At 63.2% G+C, this 18,189-nt stretch carries 17 protein-coding genes; 12 read left to right on the top strand and 5 right to left on the bottom strand.

Annotated elements, in window-relative coordinates:
- Positions 1–8: 8 nt before the first annotated feature.
- Positions 9–227, bottom strand: coding sequence for a CsbD family protein (locus tag SO139_RS27475; protein ID WP_449380526.1), 219 nt, complete (start codon positions 225–227; stop codon positions 9–11).
- A gap of 126 nt (positions 228–353) precedes the next feature.
- Between SO139_RS27475 and SO139_RS27480 the strand changes: the two genes are divergently transcribed.
- The 4 genes from SO139_RS27480 (at position 354) to SO139_RS27495 (ending at position 3,197) form a co-directional block, all read left to right on the top strand.
- Complete coding sequence (locus tag SO139_RS27480) at positions 354–860, top strand: cupin domain-containing protein (RefSeq protein WP_449380525.1); 507 nt, start codon at positions 354–356, stop codon at positions 858–860.
- Positions 861–1,106: 246 nt separating this feature from the next.
- Positions 1,107–2,120, top strand: a complete 1,014-nt coding sequence (locus SO139_RS27485) for an alpha/beta hydrolase (RefSeq protein ID WP_449380524.1) — start codon at positions 1,107–1,109, stop codon at positions 2,118–2,120.
- Between the two features lie 125 nt (positions 2,121–2,245).
- The gene (locus SO139_RS27490) at positions 2,246–2,674 is read left to right on the top strand and encodes a VOC family protein (RefSeq protein WP_449380523.1); all 429 of its coding nucleotides are present in this window, start codon (positions 2,246–2,248) and stop codon (positions 2,672–2,674) included.
- 34 nt (positions 2,675–2,708) lie between these two features.
- Positions 2,709–3,197, top strand: a complete 489-nt coding sequence (locus SO139_RS27495) for a VOC family protein (RefSeq protein ID WP_449380522.1) — start codon at positions 2,709–2,711, stop codon at positions 3,195–3,197.
- A gap of 124 nt (positions 3,198–3,321) precedes the next feature.
- On the opposite strand, the gene SO139_RS27500 is transcribed toward SO139_RS27495, so the two are convergent.
- The gene (locus SO139_RS27500) at positions 3,322–4,455 is read right to left on the bottom strand and encodes a hypothetical protein (protein WP_449380521.1); all 1,134 of its coding nucleotides are present in this window, start codon (positions 4,453–4,455) and stop codon (positions 3,322–3,324) included.
- 2 nt (positions 4,456–4,457) lie between these two features.
- On the bottom strand, positions 4,458–5,162 hold the full coding sequence (locus SO139_RS27505; RefSeq protein ID WP_449380520.1) for a FecR family protein: 705 nt from the start codon (positions 5,160–5,162) through the stop codon (positions 4,458–4,460).
- Between the two features lie 218 nt (positions 5,163–5,380).
- Here SO139_RS27505 and SO139_RS27510 point away from each other — a divergent pair, with 218 nt between their 5' ends.
- Positions 5,381–6,643: a phospholipid carrier-dependent glycosyltransferase gene (locus SO139_RS27510; protein ID WP_449380519.1), complete on the top strand. Its 1,263-nt coding sequence runs from the start codon at positions 5,381–5,383 to the stop codon at positions 6,641–6,643.
- A 51-nt stretch (positions 6,644–6,694) separates the two neighbouring features.
- Here SO139_RS27510 and SO139_RS27515 read toward each other — a convergent pair whose 3' ends face one another.
- On the bottom strand, positions 6,695–7,339 hold the full coding sequence (locus SO139_RS27515) for an OmpA family protein (protein WP_449380518.1): 645 nt from the start codon (positions 7,337–7,339) through the stop codon (positions 6,695–6,697).
- Positions 7,340–7,877: 538 nt separating this feature from the next.
- Between SO139_RS27515 and SO139_RS27520 the strand changes: the two genes are divergently transcribed.
- The 4 genes from SO139_RS27520 to SO139_RS27535 all read left to right on the top strand — a co-directional run bounded on the left by SO139_RS27520 (position 7,878) and on the right by SO139_RS27535 (position 11,456).
- Complete coding sequence (locus tag SO139_RS27520) at positions 7,878–9,299, top strand: caspase family protein (protein ID WP_498540975.1); 1,422 nt, start codon at positions 7,878–7,880, stop codon at positions 9,297–9,299.
- 260 nt (positions 9,300–9,559) lie between these two features.
- Positions 9,560–9,805 carry a hypothetical protein gene (locus tag SO139_RS27525; RefSeq protein WP_449380516.1) on the top strand — a complete coding sequence of 82 codons (246 nt, stop codon included), beginning with the start codon at positions 9,560–9,562 and terminating at the stop codon, positions 9,803–9,805.
- Positions 9,806–9,927: 122 nt separating this feature from the next.
- Positions 9,928–10,167, top strand: a complete 240-nt coding sequence (locus SO139_RS27530; RefSeq protein WP_449380515.1) for a hypothetical protein — start codon at positions 9,928–9,930, stop codon at positions 10,165–10,167.
- 110 nt (positions 10,168–10,277) lie between these two features.
- Complete coding sequence (locus SO139_RS27535) at positions 10,278–11,456, top strand: winged helix-turn-helix domain-containing protein (protein ID WP_449380514.1); 1,179 nt, start codon at positions 10,278–10,280, stop codon at positions 11,454–11,456.
- 124 nt (positions 11,457–11,580) lie between these two features.
- On the opposite strand, the gene SO139_RS27540 is transcribed toward SO139_RS27535, so the two are convergent.
- Positions 11,581–12,009, bottom strand: coding sequence for a ribosomal maturation YjgA family protein (locus tag SO139_RS27540; protein WP_449380513.1), 429 nt, complete (start codon positions 12,007–12,009; stop codon positions 11,581–11,583).
- Positions 12,010–12,088: 79 nt separating this feature from the next.
- Between SO139_RS27540 and SO139_RS27545 the strand changes: the two genes are divergently transcribed.
- The 3 genes from SO139_RS27545 to SO139_RS27555 all read left to right on the top strand — a co-directional run bounded on the left by SO139_RS27545 (position 12,089) and on the right by SO139_RS27555 (position 18,188).
- Positions 12,089–13,432, top strand: coding sequence for an MFS transporter (locus tag SO139_RS27545; RefSeq protein ID WP_449380512.1), 1,344 nt, complete (start codon positions 12,089–12,091; stop codon positions 13,430–13,432).
- Positions 13,433–13,700: 268 nt separating this feature from the next.
- The gene (locus SO139_RS27550; protein WP_449380511.1) at positions 13,701–14,807 is read left to right on the top strand and encodes an efflux RND transporter periplasmic adaptor subunit; all 1,107 of its coding nucleotides are present in this window, start codon (positions 13,701–13,703) and stop codon (positions 14,805–14,807) included.
- A 240-nt stretch (positions 14,808–15,047) separates the two neighbouring features.
- On the top strand, positions 15,048–18,188 hold the full coding sequence (locus tag SO139_RS27555) for an efflux RND transporter permease subunit (protein WP_449380510.1): 3,141 nt from the start codon (positions 15,048–15,050) through the stop codon (positions 18,186–18,188).
- Position 18,189 lies beyond the last annotated feature (1 nt).

An 18,189-nucleotide genomic window follows, 5' to 3' on the forward strand; every position in this document is an offset into this window, starting at 1 on the left:
CGCGCGCTTTACTCTGCGGTGCGCTTGGCGTTCGCCGCCGCGCGATCGATCGCTTCCTTCGCGGCATCCTTGGCGTCGCCCATGGCCTGCTGGCCCTTGCCCTTGATCTCCTGCACGGTGCCTTCGCCCTTCATGCGGTCGGAACCTGTGGCCTCGCCTATGCCTTGCTTGGCTTTGCCGATCGCCTCGTTGGTGGCGCCCTTGATCTTGTCGCTCGTGCTTCCCATGAAAATCTCCTTCCGGTTTTCTTAGGAAGACAACGTTGGGCGCCTAAGAGCGTTCCGTTTTTGGTATGGCTTGATGCCGCGGCTTTGGTTAGCCTGCCGTGCACGGAACCAACGGAAAGCAGACACATGAGCGGCCATGACCACACGCACTCCCATCACGATCATGACGATCGCTGGAAACATGACGGCGTGCGGGTGATTCCCGGCAACCAGCTCGATCCCAATGTTCCCTCGACGCCCGGCATGGATCGCAAGGCCGCGATCAATTTCGCGCGCGTCGGCGCGCAGAAATTATGGGCAGGCACGGTCAGCATCAAGCCGGACGCCAAGACCGGCGCGCATCATCATGGCCATCTCGAGAGCATCATCTATGTGGTGAAAGGCAAGGCTCGCATGCGCTGGGGCGATCATCTCCAGTTCACGGCAGAGGCTGGCCCCGGCGATTTCATCTACGTGCCGCCTTACGTGCCGCACCAGGAGATCAACGCCAGCCCCGACGAGGTTCTCGAATGCGTGCTGGTGCGCAGCGACGGCGAGGCGGTCGCGATCAATCTCGACATCGAGCCGGTCGAGAAGCCCCAGACCGTGCTGTGGATCGACCCGGTGCACCGTGATCCGAACGAAGCGAAGTGAACGGTCTGAGTTAGGCGTCGCGCTCGCAATAGCGAGCTTGCGGCAGGTTCGTCCTACATTCTCGATGTCATCGCCTGCGCAGGCGGGCGATCCAGTATTCCAGAGATAGTGCGAGGATACGGAGAAGCCGCTGTGTACTGGATTCCCCGCCTTCGCGGGGAATGACGGAGGTTGTGGCTGACGCTTTCGCCCATGTCTGCTAGGCTTCGCCAGAGCCTGCATCAAGACAAGGCGAGGGAGGTCTCTATGGCGGAGTCCAATCATTTGCTGCCGCGGCGTGCTCTGATCAAGGGAGCCGGAGCGCTCGGGGCCACGCTGGCTGGCGCTCTGCCGCAGGCCCGCGCCGCCGATCAACCCGCCGACGTCTGGTCCAGCGAATACTGGGCCAAGAAGGGCGACGTGCCCTTGTGGATGTTCCGCAAACGGCTCGGTGCGCCCAGAGTGGGTGAGGCGGCGCGGCCGGTCGTGGTGTTCGTGCACGGCTCCTCCGTCACCTCGCGAGTGTTCGATCTCAGCGTGCCCGGCAAGGGCGAATACTCGACCATGAACGAGTTCGCTCGCTACGGCTTCGACTGCTGGACGCTGGACCACGAGAACTACGGCAAGTCGGGGCGCACTTCCGGCAATTCCGACATCGCAAGCGGCGTTGCCGATCTGAAAGCCGCGGTCGAGGTGATCACGCGCGAAACCGGGCAGAGGAAATTCCATTTCGTCGGAGAGTCCTCAGGTGCGTTGCGGGCCGGCGCTTACGCGATGGTTGCCCCTGAAAGCATCGACCGGCTGGTGTTCGCCGCCTTCACCTACAAGGGCGAGGGCTCGCCGACGCTGACGAAGCGCGCCGAGCAGGTCGACTATTACCGCACCCACAACATGCGCAAGCGCGATCGCGAGATGATCCGCTCGATCGCGACCCGCGACAAACCCGGCACCAGCGATCCCGCCGTGATGGACGTGCTCGCCGACGTCGAGCTTCAGTTCGGCGACCAGATCCCGACCGGCACTTACCTCGACATGACGACCAACCTGCCCGTGGTGGACCCGGAGAAGGTGCTCGCGCCGGTGCTCCTGGTGCGCGGGGAGTTCGACGGCATCGCGACCGTTGCCGACCTCGAGGCGTTCTACAACAAGCTGCCGAACGGCGATCGGCAGTTCGCCATCCTGCCGGGAACCGCGCATTCGGTGGTGCTGGCGATCAATCGGGCGCTGTTCTGGCACGCCACGCGGGCATTCCTGACGATGCCGACGCCGATCGCGACCTGACCGCAAAAATTGCGCGCGGGCGACAGAACCCAGCAGTGTGACAGTCCGAAAAATATTTGGAAGCCGTGTCGGATGGCCGGCGGGCCATCCGTCCTTGGGCAGAAACCCCGCCCAAGGAGCTTCCGATGCCAAGGATGATTTTCGTCAATTTGCCGGTGACCGATCTCAAGCGCGCAACCGCCTTTTACGAGGCAATAGGCGCGACCAGGAACCCGCAATTCAGTGACGACACGGCGTCCTGCATGGTCATTTCCGAGACCATCTACGCGATGCTGACGACCCACGACAAATTCCGCCAGTTCACGCCGAAGCCGATTGCAGATGCAAAGATCTCGAACCAGGCGCTGTTCTGCTTGTCCGCCGACAGTCGGAGCGAGGTCGACGATATCGTCGGCAGGGCCGAGGCTGCGGGCGGGGTGGCCGATCCCAGCCCGAAGGACGAATACAGCTTCATGTACGGCCGCAGCTTCGAGGATCCCGATGGTCATATGTGGGGTGTGAACTGGCTGGACATGGCGGCGGCGCCGAACCGGCCCGGCATGGCGAACGCCTGATCGAAGCCCAGAGGATCGAAGAGGAGCCTTCACGATGTCCAAGCTCGTGCCCTGCATGTGGTTCAACGGCGATGCCGAGGAAGCCGCCAAGTTCTATGTCTCGCTCGTTCCGAATTCGGCGATCACGCACGTCCAGCGCAACGTTTCCGACAATCCGTCCGGCAAGGAAGGCTCCGTGCTTGTCGTCGAGTTCACGGTGGCCGGTCAGCCCCTGGTCGCGCTCAACGGCGGCATGAAGATGGAGTACACCCACGCGCTCTCGCTGATGATCCATTGCGACGACCAGGCCGAGGTCGACAGCGTCTGGAGTGCGTTCCTCGCTCATGGCGGCAGTGAAGGGCAGTGCGGCTGGCTCAGGGATCGCTACGGCGTGTCCTGGCAGGTGGTGCCGAAGGTGATGTTCGAATTTCTGTCGAGTCCGGACAAGGCCGCCGCTGCACGCGCGATGCAGGCGATGATGAAGATGGTCAAGCTGGATGTCGACATCTTGCGCCGCGCATTCGAGGGGAAGTCCGCGGCATGACGGCGCGCTCGCGCCACGACTACGGATCGTAGGGTGGGCAAAGGCGCGAAGCGCCGTGCCCACCATCTTCCCCCAATTGCGATAGAAGCGGTGGGCACGCTTCGCTTTCCCACCCTACAATACATCAATAATTGATACGCAAGCCCACGCCGCCGTGGATGGTGTTGCCGACGGGCTGCGGGCCGAGCGTGCCGTTGGCGAAGAGGTCGACGATCCACCCTTGCGCGAAGCGGAAGCCGAGTCGGCTGCCATATTCGAACCAGCCTTGATTGCCGATGGTCGGCACCACCGTGCCGTTGCCGGTGACGGTAGCGACGATGCCTGAATGCGTGCCGAACGATTGCACCCAGCCGCCGTTGACGTTGGCCTCCACCGTGCTGCCGAACAGATGCGTCCATTGCCCGCCGAGCTTGACGAGGCTGGTGCGATCGGTGCCGCCGGCGATCGTTGCATCGAACGGGTTGAACGCGACGGTCGGGTCGCTATAGCCGGACACTCGCTGCCAGAGCTGCCAGAACTCGACCGAGGCCGCGACCTCGTCGCGCGGCGACATCCGGCTGATCCAGCCGGCCCGGCCGTAGACGGCGTAATTCGAGCTGTCGGCCGAGCCAGTGACGGTGACCGCGCCAAGGCTCGTCTGATAATTGCGGGTATAGCGCACCTTCTCCCAGGGCGTGAGCACCGTTCCTATGTCGAAGAACGGGCGTGACGAGCCCCAGTCGGTGAAATCGTAGCGCAGTGCAAAGGCGCCGATCGGCGCACTGGTGACGTGATAGCCGCCCTCATTGTATTGCGTGTAGGCGAGGCCCGCGAGCAGGGACAGATTGCTGGTGAGCTCCTTGCGACCATGGACGCCGGCGGAGAACGAGCCGGCCGAGCCGAACGCGCTGATGCAGTCGCTGCAATTGACCTGCTCGTTGACGCCGAGCAGCACCGAGCCGAGCACCCGGTTCGTGATCATCTGGTTGAAGCGCTGGTTGGCGAGGTCGCCGATCGAGCCGGCGCTGGTGTCGGCTCCCGACGTGGTCGGGTTCGCCCCGGGCGTCGGTGAGGGAGCAGGCGACGGCGAAGGACTGGGTGAGGGCGTGGGCGTAGGGGTCGGCGAGGGACTGTACGTCGGAGTGGGTGTCGGCGTCGGCGAGCACTCGGTGCAGCTCTGGGCGGCAGCCGGCTGCAACTGTACCGCGAGCAGCACGAGCGTGGTCACCGCGATCAAGGCGGCCGAGAGGACGATGCTGCGAACTCCGAGCTTCGCCATGGTCACCGCCCGCACAGCATGCCGTCGTCATGGACGGCGGGCGTGATGGTCGGCGCGGCGTCGGCATATTGGTTGACCGAGCACAACCCGGCCGCAGCCGTGCAGGTCGCGGCAAAGGTCCAGGGTGGCGAGTTGGTTTTGGTGATCGTGGTCCGACCGCCCGTCGAGGTGATGATCGCGGTGTCGCCGGGCTGGGTGAGCTGCACGCACTGGAAGCCCAGCGTGCAGACGCTGGCCGCACCCTCCTGCAAGACGACCACGGAGCGGCCGCGTTGCGAGAGGATGTCCAGCGTGGTGCCGCGCACGCCGATGGTCGCGAGCGGCGTCGTGATCTTGTAGGCGGCCTTCTCCGAATGTCCGGTCACGAAGCGGAACGCGCCCGTGGTCATGCGGATCGCAACGTCGCGATAGCTGTGCTCGTCGTTGAAGACGGTGCGGTCGAGCTTGAGCGTGGCGCCCGGCCCGAGCGATAGATTGGTGCTGTCGGCCATCACGAAGCGTGCCGCGGCGTCGGCGCCGGTGCGCACGGTCTCGTCGCGCAGCATGCCGTCGCCGACGTTGATCTGCGTCGCCGTCGCCGCGACGCGAACCACTTCGTTCTGGATTACCACGGCTTCGCCGACGCGCGTCTGTGCTTGTGCGGCGGATGCCGCGCAAGAGAGAGCCCCGAGCAAGAAGGAAAGAAGAACGCGAAGTCGCAAATTCATTTCGTCGCCGATCGATGTGTCCCGTATCGTACCGGATCGCGCTCGCTTGCGATGTGGTATAATTATCACTAGTAGCGCAGCACGAGCGTCATGGTTAGTGACAGTAGCGGCAGAATGCGTTCAATGCGTCGACCAAAGATATTTTTCTTCGCGGTGAAGCAGATTTGCCACGCAAAGCATCCCCACAACGACAGCACGAAGTGAATCCTGCGTCGCCTATGTCGCGGAGAGCAGTGATCGCTGTCGTGATTTTCCTGATCACACATCTCGTGCTTCTGATCGGTGTCTCCACGCCGGATAAGTTCGTGTTCGACGAGGTGCACTACGTGCCGGCGGCGCGGCAGATGCTCGAGCCGGTGATGCCCAAGCCCGTGCTCAATCCGATGCATCCGCCGCTCGCAAAGGAGCTGATCTCGCTGTCGATAGCGATCTTCGGCGACAATTCGCTGGGCTGGCGCTATCCGGCGACGCTGTTCGGCGCGCTCGCGGTCGTCGCGGTCTATCTTTGCGGCGTTGTGCTGTTTTCGGCGGAAGGGCCCGCGATCGCGGCGGCGCTGATCGCCTTCTTCAACCAGATGCTGTTCGTGCAGTCGCGCATCGCCATGCTCGACGTCTTTTCGCTTGCCTTCGGCCTGCTGGCGTCAGCGGCCTTCATGCATGGCTTTCGGAGAGAGCGGCCGCACCGGTTGTTTGCGCTGGCCGGCGGATTGTTCGGTCTTGCCGCCGCCTGCAAATGGAGCGGGCTGTTTCCGCTCGCGGTCTGCATCGTCATCGTCGCGGCGATCCGTCTGATGCAGAGCTGGCGCACGCTGTTTGCCGACGCGAAGCCGACCGACTGGTATCGCCCCGACCTCTGGCCCGATTTCAGGGCGCAGCATTTTGCACTTTGCTTCGTCGCCTTGCCGGCGGTGTTCTATCTTGCGACCTTCGTGCCGCTGTATGGGCTGTCGCCATCCGATCTGATCGAGGCGCAGCGGCGCATCTTTGCCGACAACACCACGACTGCGATCGCCGGGCATACCTACATGAGCTCATGGCCGTCCTGGCCGTTTCTCGTGCGCCCGGTATGGTTCCTGTTCGACAAGGTCGGCGACGACAGCATCTCCGCGGTCGTCTTCCTCGGCAATCCCCTCGTGTTGTGGCCGGCGCTGCTCGCGCTGGCCGTCGTGTTGCGCGACTTCATCGTCACGCGGCGCTGGGATGTGTTCCTGATCTCGGCATTTTATTTCGGCCCATATCTCGCATGGGCACTGCTGCCGCGCACGCTCGGCTTTATTTACTATTATCTGCCGGCTGCAACCGCGTCCTCGCTGGCACTGGTCTATGTGCTGCGACGTGAGAAGCTCCCACCTTGGGTGCTGTGGACCTATGTCGCGGTCGCAGCCATCGGCTTCGCCGTCATGCTGCCGATCTCCGCGGCCTTCGTCGGCACCTCGATGCAGACCTTCAACCGGTTGATGATCTTCCAGAACTGGATATGAAACTCGCCCGCCGCGGGCGCGGCGGGCGAGTGTTCGAATGGGATGCCGCCATCACTTCGAGGCGGTCGACTTGGTTTCCATGTTCACGACCTGGACGCGACGGTTGATCGGGTCGGCACCGTTCGCGGTGTCCTTCAGCTTGGTCTTGCCATAGCCGACGGTGACGAGATCGCTGCCGTTGAGGCCATAGTTCTGCACCAGGTACTTCTTGATGGTGTCGGCGCGCCTCTCGGACAGATCCTGGTTGAACGGATCGCTGCCGATCGCGTCGGTGTGGCCGGCGACCACGAAGGTCGAGCCCTTCAGCGCCGGATCCGACAGCGCCTTGCCGAGCGCCTGCACCGAGCCCACCGAAGTCGTGGCGATGTTGGCCGAGTTGTAGTCGAACTGGATCTCCAGATCGATCTTCGGCTTGCTCGCCGCGAGGTCGGCGATCTGATCGCGCTCGCCCATCGAGAGCGAACGGGTCTGCCGGTTGCGCACGGTATTCAGGAAGCTCGCCTCCTTGGCCTGATCCGCAGTCTCAGCCTGCGGACCGACGGACAGGCCGCGGGTCAGGGGCTTTGGCTTCAGCGCATTCAGGATCTGGTTGGCGGTGATGTTGTTGTCGCCGCCGAACGCCAGGCCTGCCGTCAGCGACAGCGCGGCCGAAAGGGTAATCGCCTTCAATCCGAAAAGCTTGTTGAAATGGGGCATTGTCTCAAATCCTCGCTGTGACGCCTGATAGCGATTTGATGCTGCGAGTCTAGGTCAGGTTCAAACACCCTGATGTGATACATATCACATTCAGAAATGGATTGATCTCGATGCTTATTCTAGCGCCGGAGCCGGCCGGCATCCAATCGCCTGTTGGTTGGCGCAGCACCTCACCACGACAAGACAGGGACGTTTGCGTTGGTCGGGAAGCACGCCTGTCTCTTTCGCGCTTCGAATGGGCGCGGCGTCGATCGTCGACTTTTTCAAACCGTTGGTGTCGCCAGGCATCGGGCTCGCTGGACTCCTCGCACCAACGGGTACATTCTCTTCTTATTGCTCGTCACCCGCCGTTATTGCCGCTGTGTCAGCAGCCCGAAAAGTAGACGTCGCAGCGTCGTCCAGCTCGGTTCGAGCAGCAGAAATCCCCGAGTGATCCAGATCACATTGCTTTCTCGTGGACTGGATCAGATTGCTAACATCGGATCGGCTTTGGTCGATCCGAGGGCAGCCAGGAAGTTTGGATCAGGGGAGAATGATCATGCGCTTCTTGTTAGCAGCAATTTCAATCGCCACATTTCTCATCAGCGGCAACGCAGCCTTGGCCGACAAGCGTGTCGCCTTCGTGGTCGGCAACTCCGCCTACAAGAATGTCCCGCAGCTTCCCAACCCGGCGATCGATTCCAAGGCGATGGCCAGGGTGCTGCGCAACGTCGGCTTCGATGTCGTCGAGGGATCCAACCTCACCCGCGACGCCATGACGGCAAAGCTCCTGGAGTTCGGCAAGAAGAGTGAAGGCGCCGATGTCGCCGTGTTCTTCTATGCCGGCCACGGCATCGCCGTGAACGGCGTCAACTACCTGTTGCCGATCGATGCCGACCTGAAATCCGAGATGGACGTCAAGCTGGGCGCGGCAATCAACGTGGACCTCACGCTCGATCAGACCATGGCGGACGCCAAGGTGAAGCTCGTGTTTCTGGACGCCTGCCGTGATAATCCGTTCGCGGCAAAGATTCGTTCAGCCAAGGCCACGCGCTCGGTCAACGTGCAGACCGGCCTTGCCGAGATGAAATCGGGCGAGGGTACGCTGATCGCGTTTGCCACCGGCCCTGGCCAGACCGCTCTCGATGGCGAGGCCGGCACCAACAGCCCGTTCACCCGCGCGCTCGTGGCCAACATTGCCCAGCCCGGCCTCGAGATCCAGCAGGCGATGACCAAGGTCCGTGCCCAGGTCAACGACGAGACCAACAAGAGTCAATTGCCCTGGGGCCATACCAACCTCACTGGTAACGTCTATCTCAATCCGGTTGGGGCGCCGGATGCCGCCGCGAGCGATGCCTCGAGTGCGTCGGCATCGGCTTCGGCCAAGCCGGGCACCGACGTCGAGCTCGAGTTCTGGCGCTCGATCAAGGATTCCAACAAGGTGGAAGAGCTCAACGCCTATCTCACCAATTATCCGAACGGCACGTTCAAGGCGATTGCTCTCGCTCGCATTGCGGCATTGCAGGACGGTCCGTCGAACACCACGCGCAATCTGACCGCCGGGGTCGATCCCGCCACTTTTACCGAGGAAGCCAGCCAGGTCACTGAGGACCAGATCGGTCTCGACAAAGGTCAGCGCCGCGACGTGCAGCGCCGCCTCACCGGGCTCGGCTTTGACGTCAAGGCGACCGGCAAGTTCGACGACGAGACGCGCTCAGTGGTCAAGCGCTGGCAGGCGGCACGTGGCTATCCCGCCACCGGCTACCTCAACAAGCTTCAGCACAAGGCTCTGCAGTCGGAGATTATCTCGACGCGCTCTGCCTCCTCAGAATCTGCTGACGACGAGCCAACGCGCCGGCGCTCCTCCGGTGGTGGCGGCCGACGCTATTATAATAGTGGTGGTGGCGGCGGTGGCGGCCCAATGGGCGGCCCCGGCGGCCTCTTCGGCGGCATGATGGGCGGATTGTTCGGCCGCCGCTGATAAGCAAACAGGCGAAGCAACGGCGGCCCGATCCGGGCCGCCTCTTCGTTTTGGCAACCTTGCTCGACGATGGCCGCAAAGCGGTCGTCGCGCGGCCCGGCTGCGAACAAGAAATCGGCCAGATGGGCGCCTAGCAAAACCCTTCACCCCAGAAGAAGCGCTAGCCACGCGAAGAGAGCCGGTTCCGAACAGTGCCAAGGCCGAGTGAGTATCAGTCCTATCGTGGGGGCCCGCCGGATCGGACGACTTCGCAAAGTTCAATGCCCGTCTATATCGGCGCGGCGATGATCGCGGTCGCGATCCTGCTATCGACATTGGTCACGGGTCTCACCAATCGCTATGTCGGCCTCGAAGGCGCGACCGAGGACAATATGTGGCTGGTCGACCGCCTGACCGGCAGCGTCTATCGCTGCCAGGCGACCGACCGCGGCAAGGCCGCCTGCGAGCCTGATATCGCGACTGGCAGTGTTGGCGACCGCGCCAAGGGATCGAAGCGCAGCCCTTGAGCCGGCCGGCCCTTTGCATTGCAGCAATGAAATTGTCTTCTCCGCGAAACGCTCCTCGCAGACAATACGTAATTGCGAAGGCCGGCATGACGCCGGTTTCGTTTTATGGAGGAGGCTTTTCGATGAAAACTTTGCTGACGGCCACCGCCTTTGTCGCACTCGCGCTTTCGCCCGCTTCGGCGAAGATGATGGCTTGCACGGGCGCCAATATGGGCGCCACGCTCACGACGGTGGCTGCCATGCCCGACAGCACGACCAAGATGGGCATGAGCAAGGAAATGGCGATGGCCAACACTGACATGAGCAACGGCAAGATGCCCAGCGCCTGCAAACACTACATGAAGGCGCAGATGATAAAGTAGCACAGACGTTCGTGCCTGTTACGGCCGCGCTGTCAGCAGGTGGCAGCGCGGCTTTTTCTTTGCCGTTGTTTGTTTGACTCCCTGCGAATCCCGCTACATTGCCGCTCGCAATGTCCCGAACGCCCAAACCACTCCCGCTGCATACGTCGCAAGCACGGCAGATCTGGCTGCGCGCGCAGCGGCTCGATAGGTGCGAGCCCTTTGGCACGGGCGCGCAAGCGGTCGCCGATGCCATCGCCCATCTGGGTTACGTGCAGATCGACACCATCAACGTCATCGAGCGCTGCCATCACCACATTCTCTACAGCCGCATTCCGTCCTATCGCCGTGCCGATCTGCACCACGCCCAGAGCGTCGACAGAAGCGTGTTCGAATACTGGACGCATGCGCTGTCGTACGTCCCGTCGAGCGACTTCCGCTTTTTTCTGCCGGCGATGCGCGAGCACCGCCGTGAGGGGCACAAATGGTTCGCATCGGTGACCCCGGCCGACATGCGCAAGGTGATGCGGCTGGTGCGGGCCGGTCCACTGACGATCCGCGACATCGATGATGACGTCCTCACCGAGAAGGAGCATCTGTGGCAGAGCCGCAAGCCCTCGAAGCGGGCGCTGCAACTCGCCTTCTACACCGGCGCCGTTACGATCAGCGAACGGCAGGGCATGCTCAAGACCTATGAGCTGATGACGCGCCATTTCGGCTGGGACAAGCTGCCGAAGCCGGCCTCCGCGAAGGACAGTACGAACTACCTGCTCGACCGCGCGCTCCGGTCGCAAGGGCTCGTGAGCCTCGATTCGATCTGCCATCTCGACGCGCCCAGCAAGAAGGCGGTGGCGCGCCTGATCGCATCGCGGGTCCGTCGCGGCGATCTCGTGCCGATCGCGCTCGAGGGCGCCGGCAAGCAGGAGCATTGGGCGGCGCCGTCAGCGCTGGAGCCGGGCGAGGGCGCGCCGCCGAATCTCGTGCACATCCTCTCGCCCTTCGATCCCCTGATCATCCAGCGCAAGCGCACCAACCTGATCTTCGGCTACAATCACCTCTTTGAAGCCTATGTGCCGAAGGCCAGGCGCAAGCTCGGCTATTTTGCGCTACCGGTGCTCGTCGGCGACGAGATCGCCGCCGCGCTCGATTTGAAGACCGACCGGCAGAACAGAAAACTCTTGATGCAGAAATGGACCTGGGTCGGCAACGGCAGGAAGACGGCCGGCCGCAAGGAGTTGAAGCGCAGGATCGAGGACGAGCTCGATCGTTTCGAGCGCTTTCAATTGGCGGAGCAGGATGCGGCTTCGTAGCCCGCGTCGGGTGGGTTAGGCTTCGTAGGGTGGGCAAAGCGACTTGTCCGCCGTAGCTCGAAGAGCGAAGGCGGAAGCGTGCCCACCACTTCTGTTTCTTTGAGGCAAGATGGTGGGCACGGCGCTAGGGCGCCTTTGCCCACCCTACGAAGCAGTCGATCCAGGTGCCGAACACGATACCGATCGCATAGGCCAAGATATTCCACGGCGAGAAGATTCGCCCCAGCAGCAGCGCGCCTGCGGTCGTGAGGCGGAACGCATCGAGCCAGGGCGTATGCACCAGCCGGGAGAGCTCGACCAGAACCGCAATCGCTGCCGCAATGGCCGCAATCTGCGTCCGCGTCAGGTGTGGCAGCACGGCTCCGACCAGGAAAAACACCATGGTCGCCCAGAGCAGCGAGCCGCCATATTTCACTATGAAGGCGGGCAGCCCAAGCGGAAAGCCATACCAGCGCAGGGAAAGGCCGCAGGCGATCACGACGAGGGCGAGGGCAGCGCGGGTAAGCGACACCTGCAACGGCGCAACGGGGGTGGTCGATTGCGTTCCGTGCATTGCTTGCTCCATTGACTCTTTCGCCGCGATGCTCAAAACCGCCCCTAGCCCGAGAAAAAGCAAAACCAAGGGGGACGCCATGAGCCAGACCACAACCTTCGCCGGTTCTGCAGGCACTGCCAAGAACCCCAACAAAAGCGCGATCGAGACTTCGACCATCCGCGCCATCTCCTGGCGCCTGATTCCGTTCCTGGTGCTGGCCTATTTCTTTTCCTATCTCGACCGCGTCAATCTCGGCTTCGCCGCGCTGACCATGAATGCGGAATTGAAGTTCACGCCGCTGATTTTCTCCTGGGGCGCCGGTATCTTCTTCATCGGCTATTTCATCTTCGAGGTGCCGAGCAACCTGGCGCTGGAGAGGTTCGGCGCAAGCCGCTGGATCGCCCGCATCATGGTGACCTGGGGCATCATCTCGGCGCTGATGGCGACTGTGAACGGCGTCACGAGCTTCTACGTCCTCCGCTTCCTGCTCGGTGTCGCCGAGGCCGGCTTCTTCCCCGGCATCATCCTTTATCTCACCTATTGGTACCCGGCCGAATATCGCGCGCGCTTCCTCGCGGCCTTTGCCATCGCGGTGCCGGTCTCGACCGTGATCGGCGCGCCGATCTCGGGCCTGCTGCTCGGGCTCGATGGTGTGCTGGGCTTGCAGGGTTGGCAGTGGCTGTTCATTATCGAGGGCGTGCCGTCGGTGTTGCTCGGCATCGTCACCTGGTTCTATCTCACGGACAAGCCGGAGAAGGCGGACTGGCTGTCGGCCGAGCAGAAGGCCTGGCTCAAGGCCAGGCTTGATACGGAGGTCGCGGCCAAGCAGGCGGTGAAGCACCTCTCGCTCGGCGAAGCCTTGTCGTCGCCGAAGGTGATTGCGCTGAGCCTGATCTATTTCGGCTTCGTTGGTGCACTTTACGGCATGCAGTTCTGGCTGCCGCAGATCGTGAAGGCGTTTGGCCTCACCAACGCGCAGACTGGCTTCGTCACCGCGATCCCGTACCTGTTCGGCACCATCGCGATGATTCTGTGGGCGCGTCATTCCGATGCCACGCGCGAACGCGTGATGCATGTCGGCGCGCCGCTCCTTCTCACGGCCGCTGCGCTCGGCGTCTCCTCCTATCTGACCGATCCCATCCTGACGATGGTGGCGCTGACGGTGGCCGCGATCGGCGTATTCTGCTGCTTCGGCGTGTTCTGGACCCTGCCGACCGCCTGGCTGTCCGGCATGGCGGCCGCCGGCGCCATCGCTCTGATCAACTCGATCGGCAACCTCGCCGGCTTCGCCGGGCCCTATCTGATTGGCTGGGTCAAGGAAGCCACCGGCCAGACCTCGACCGGCCTCCTGGTCCTGGCGGTTCTGCCTCTGATCGCCGGCATCCTGGTCTTCGTCGGCGGCCACGAGAGCGAGCACGAGTTCGCGGAGGAGGGCCGGTAGCGGCTTCCTAGGGCGGGCAGAGGCGCGCGCTTCGCGCGCCGTGCCCACCATCTTTGCTCGATGGCGACAGACGCGGTGGGCACGCGGAGCCTGTCATCGGGCGCGCGTTCGCGCGACCTGGTGGCTTTGCCCACCCTGCTATGCCACCTCTCCGAACAGGGGCCCCTTACGAGCCCTTAACGCTCACGTTTTTCTGATGACTGACGATTATTGACTTTTATCAGTGATTAGTCGACATTTCTCCGGAACACAGCCGCAGGAGTGTCCGATGTTCGTCCGGTCGATTTTGTCGAGCTATTCCAGGCTCTTGGCAGGTGCTTCGCTGGCCCTGATGGCAATCGCGCTGGCCGGGTGTAATGACACCGTGGCGCAAAAGGCCGAGCCGCCGCGGCCGGTTCTGGTCGCTACCGCCCATTACGAGGCCGAGACGCCGGAGCGCAGCTTTGTCGGCACCATCAGGCCCCGGATCGAGAGCGACCTCGGCTTTCGCGTCGCCGGCAAGGTGGCCAAGCGCCTGGTCGAGGTCGGGCAGACCGTCGAGGAGGGCCAGCCACTCGCGACCCTTGATGAAGTTGATCTGAAGCTCCAGGCCGAGCAGGCCGTGGCCGAGCAGACCGCCGCGACCGGTGTGCTGGCCCAGGCCGCCGCCGCCGAGCAACGCGCCAAGGATCTCAAGGCCAAGGGCTGGACCACCGACGCGCAGATGGATTCAAGCCGCGCCGCCGCCGACGAGGCCCGCGCGCGGTTGAATCGCGCCGAGCGCTCGGTCGAGCTGACCAAGAATTCCCTTTCCTACGCGACGCTCAACGCCGACGCCCGCGGCGTCGTCACTGCAACGCTGATCGAGCCCGGCCAGGTGGTCGCCGCGGGCCAGGCTTCGATCCGCGTCGCCCGCTTTGCCGAGAAGGAAGCGGTCGTCGCGATCCCTGAGACGCTGGTCGGACGCGCCAAGTCGGGCACCGCCAGCGTCACCCTTTGGTCGGAACCCAACAAGAAGTACGCCGCGAAGCTGCGCGAGATCGCGCCTGCCGCCGATGCTGCCACGCGCACCTATCTTGCAAAGTTCTCGCTGCCGGAAGCCGACGACAAGGTCGCGCTCGGCATGACGGCGACGCTGACGCTGTCCGATGCCGCGACCGAACGCGTCGCGCGGCTGCCGCTGTCGGCGCTGTTCAACGAAGGTGGCAAGCCCTCCTTCTATGTCGTCGACGACAACGGCGCCGTCGCGCTGAGGCCGGTCACGGTCAAATCCTACGAAAGCAACGACGTGGTCATCACCAGTGGCGTGGAAGAGGGCGCGAAGATCGTCGCGCTCGGCGTGCAAAAGCTCGATCCGAACATGAAGGTCCGGATCGTATCCTCGCTGTCGTTCTAGTTACCGAGCATGATCCGGAAAAGTGTGCAGCGGTTTTCCGAGAAAGATCATGCTCAAACAATAAAGAGTTCCGTCATTGCGAGGTGAGTTTCGGCCGTCGCGCGAATGCGACGGAAGAAGCGGCGAAGTGATCCAGATCCTGCCCAGCCCCCTGGATCGCTTCGCTACCTCGCAATGACGGGTTTCAACAGGGGTGGTTGTTTTGTTCTTGGCAATTGGGTCATCTCTGGAGAGAGTGCGATGAAGCGCTTCAACCTTTCCGCCTGGGCCGTCAGCCATCCGACGCTGGTGCTGTTCCTGATGATCGTGCTCGGCGCCGCTGGCTTCTTCTCCTATCAGAAGCTCGGCCGCGCCGAAGATCCGTTCTTCACCGTGAAGGTGGTCAACGTCTCCGTGATATGGCCGGGCGCAACCGCCCAGGAGATGCAGACCCAGGTCGCCGATCCCATCGAGAAGAAGCTCCAGGAGCTGCCCTATTTCGAGAAGGTGCAGACCTACTCGAAACCCGCTTTCACCGCGATGCAGGTGACCTTCCGCGACAACACGCCGCCGAAGGACGTGCCGTATCTCTTCTATCTCCTGCGCAAGAAGCTCGTTGACGTCCAGGGGCAGTTGCCCGCCGGCATTCTCGGGCCCGTCGTCAACGACGAGTTCTCCGACGTCGATTCCATTCTCTACATGATGACCGGCGATGGCGCGGACTATGCGCAGCTCAAGAAGACTGCCGAAGGTTTCCGCCAGCGCCTCCTTAAAGTTCCCGGCGTGACCAAGGTCGACGTCTACGGCACGCAGGATGAGCGCATCTATGTCGAGTTCAGCCACGCCAAGCTCGCAACCCTCGGCATCACGCCGCAGGCGCTGTTCGATTCGCTGGCCAAGCAGAACAACGTGACCCCGGCCGGCACAGTCGAGACGTCCTCGCAGCGCGTGCCGCTGCGCGTCACCGGCGCGCTCGACGGGGCCAAGGCCGTTGCCGAAACGCCCGTGGAAAGCAACGGCCGCGTGTTCCGCCTCGGAGACATCGCGACCGTCACGCATGGCTATGTCGATCCGCCCAGCTTCGTCGTGCGCCAGGAAGGCAAGCCCGCGATCGGCATCGGCGTCGTCACCGCCAAGGGCGCCAACATCCTCGAACTCGGCAAGGAGGTCGAGAAGGCAACCGGCGAATTCATGAAGGCGGTGCCGCAGGGCATCGACGTCGAGTTGATTGCCGACCAGCCCAACGTGGTCGAGCATGCGGTCGGCGAGTTCGTGCACTCCTTCGTCGAGGCGCTCGCGATCGTCCTGTTTGTCTCTTTCGTTGCACTCGGCTGGCGCACCGGCATCGTGGTCGCGCTGTCGGTGCCGTTGGTGCTCGGCATCGTCTTCATCGTCATGAACTCGATGTCGCTCGACCTGCACCGCATCTCGCTTGGCGCGCTGATCATCGCGCTCGGTCTTTTGGTCGACGATGCCATCATCGCAGTCGAGATGATGGTGGTGAAGATGGAGCAGGGCTGGGACCGCATCCGTGCCGCGTCCTTTGCCTGGGAATCCACCGCCTTTCCGATGCTTACGGGAACGCTGGTCACGGCCGCTGGCTTCCTCCCCATCGGCTTTGCCAACTCGGCGGTCGGCGAATATGCCGGCAGCATCTTCTGGATCGTGGCGATCGCGTTGGTCGCCTCCTGGTTCGTCGCGGTGATCTTCACGCCCTATATCGGCGTCAAGCTGTTGCCCAACATGAAGGTGCATCACAGCCACGATCCGCACGCAGTCTATGAGACGCGGATGTACCGCGGCCTTCGCGCCATCGTGCAGTGGTGCGTCAACCACCGTATCACGGTGGTGGTGGCGACCGTGGGCGTCTTCGCCGCCTCGATCGTCGGCTTCGGCCATGTGCAGCAGCAGTTCTTCCCGCTGTCCGAGCGGCCCGAGCTGTTCCTCCAGCTCCGCCTGCCGGAAGGCACCGCCTTCAACGTCACCGAAAAGGCGGTGAAGGATGCCGAGAAGCTGCTGAAGGATGACCAGGACATCGCGACCTACACGGCCTATGTCGGGCAGGGCTCGCCGCGCTTCTGGCTCGGCCTCAATCCGCAGCTGCCGAACGAGGCCTTTGCCGAGATCGTTATCGTTGCCAAGGGTGTCGAAGCGCGCGAGCGCATCAAGGCCAAGCTCGAGAACGCCGTCGCCGACGGCGCGCTCAACGAAGCCCGCGTCCGCGTCGACCGCTTCAATTTCGGTCCGCCCGTCGGCTTCCCCGTTCAGTTCCGCGTGATCGGCCCCGATCCCAACAAGGTGCGCGAGATCGCCTACCAGGTCCGCGACGTCATGCGGCAGAACAAGAACGTCAAGGACGTCCAGCTCGACTGGAACGAGCAGTCGCCCTATCTCAAGCTCGTCGTCGACCAGGACCGCGCGCGCGCGATGGGCCTTACCCCGCAGGAGGTATCGCAGTCGCTCGCGATGCTGATCTCCGGTGCGCAGGTGACGACCGTTCGTGACGGCATCGAAAAGGTCGGCGTGGTCGCCCGTGCGATCCCGTCCGAGCGGCTCGACCTCGCCCATGTCGGCGATCTCACCATCACTTCGCGCAACGGCGTCGCCGTGCCGCTCCAGCAGATTGCCAAGATCGAGTATTCCCACGAGGAGCCGATCCTGTGGCGGCGCAACCGCGACATGGCGATCACCGTGCGCTCCGACGTCGTCGATGGCGTGCAGGCGCCCGACGTCACCAGCCAGATCACGCCGAAGCTGCAACAGATCAAGGACTACCTTGAGCCGGCCTACCGAATCGAGCCGGGCGGCGCGTTTGAGGAATCCGCCAAGGGCAATGCCTCGATCTTCATTCTCTTCCCGGTGATGGTCATGGTGATGCTGACGCTGTTGATGATCCAGCTCCAGAGCTTCTCGCGCCTGATCCTGGTGTTCCTCACCGCACCGCTCGGCATCGTCGGTGCGTCCCTCGGGCTCAACGTCGCCAACCAGCCGTTCGGCTTCGTGGCACTGCTCGGCCTGATCGCGCTCGCCGGTATGATCATGCGCAACACGGTCATCCTGGTCGACCAGATCGAGACCGACGTCTCCCATGGCCTGACCCGGCGCGAGGCGATCGTGGAGGCGACCGTCCGCCGCGCCCGCCCGGTCGTGCTGACCGCACTTGCCGCGATCCTCGCCATGATCCCGCTGTCGCGCTCGGCGTTCTGGGGACCGATGGCGATCACCATCATGGGCGGCTTGTTCGTTGCGACCTTCCTGACGCTCCTGTATCTGCCGGGCCTCTATGCCCTGTGGTTCCGCAAGAGCCTCGACGAGGCCGGTTCGGCCGAGCATCCGGAAGCGGCACCGCAGCATGGCAGCGATGCCGAGCCAGCATTTCCGCTTGCTGAGGCCGCTGAATAGA

The organism is Bradyrhizobium sp. UFLA05-89, assembly GCF_059803475.1.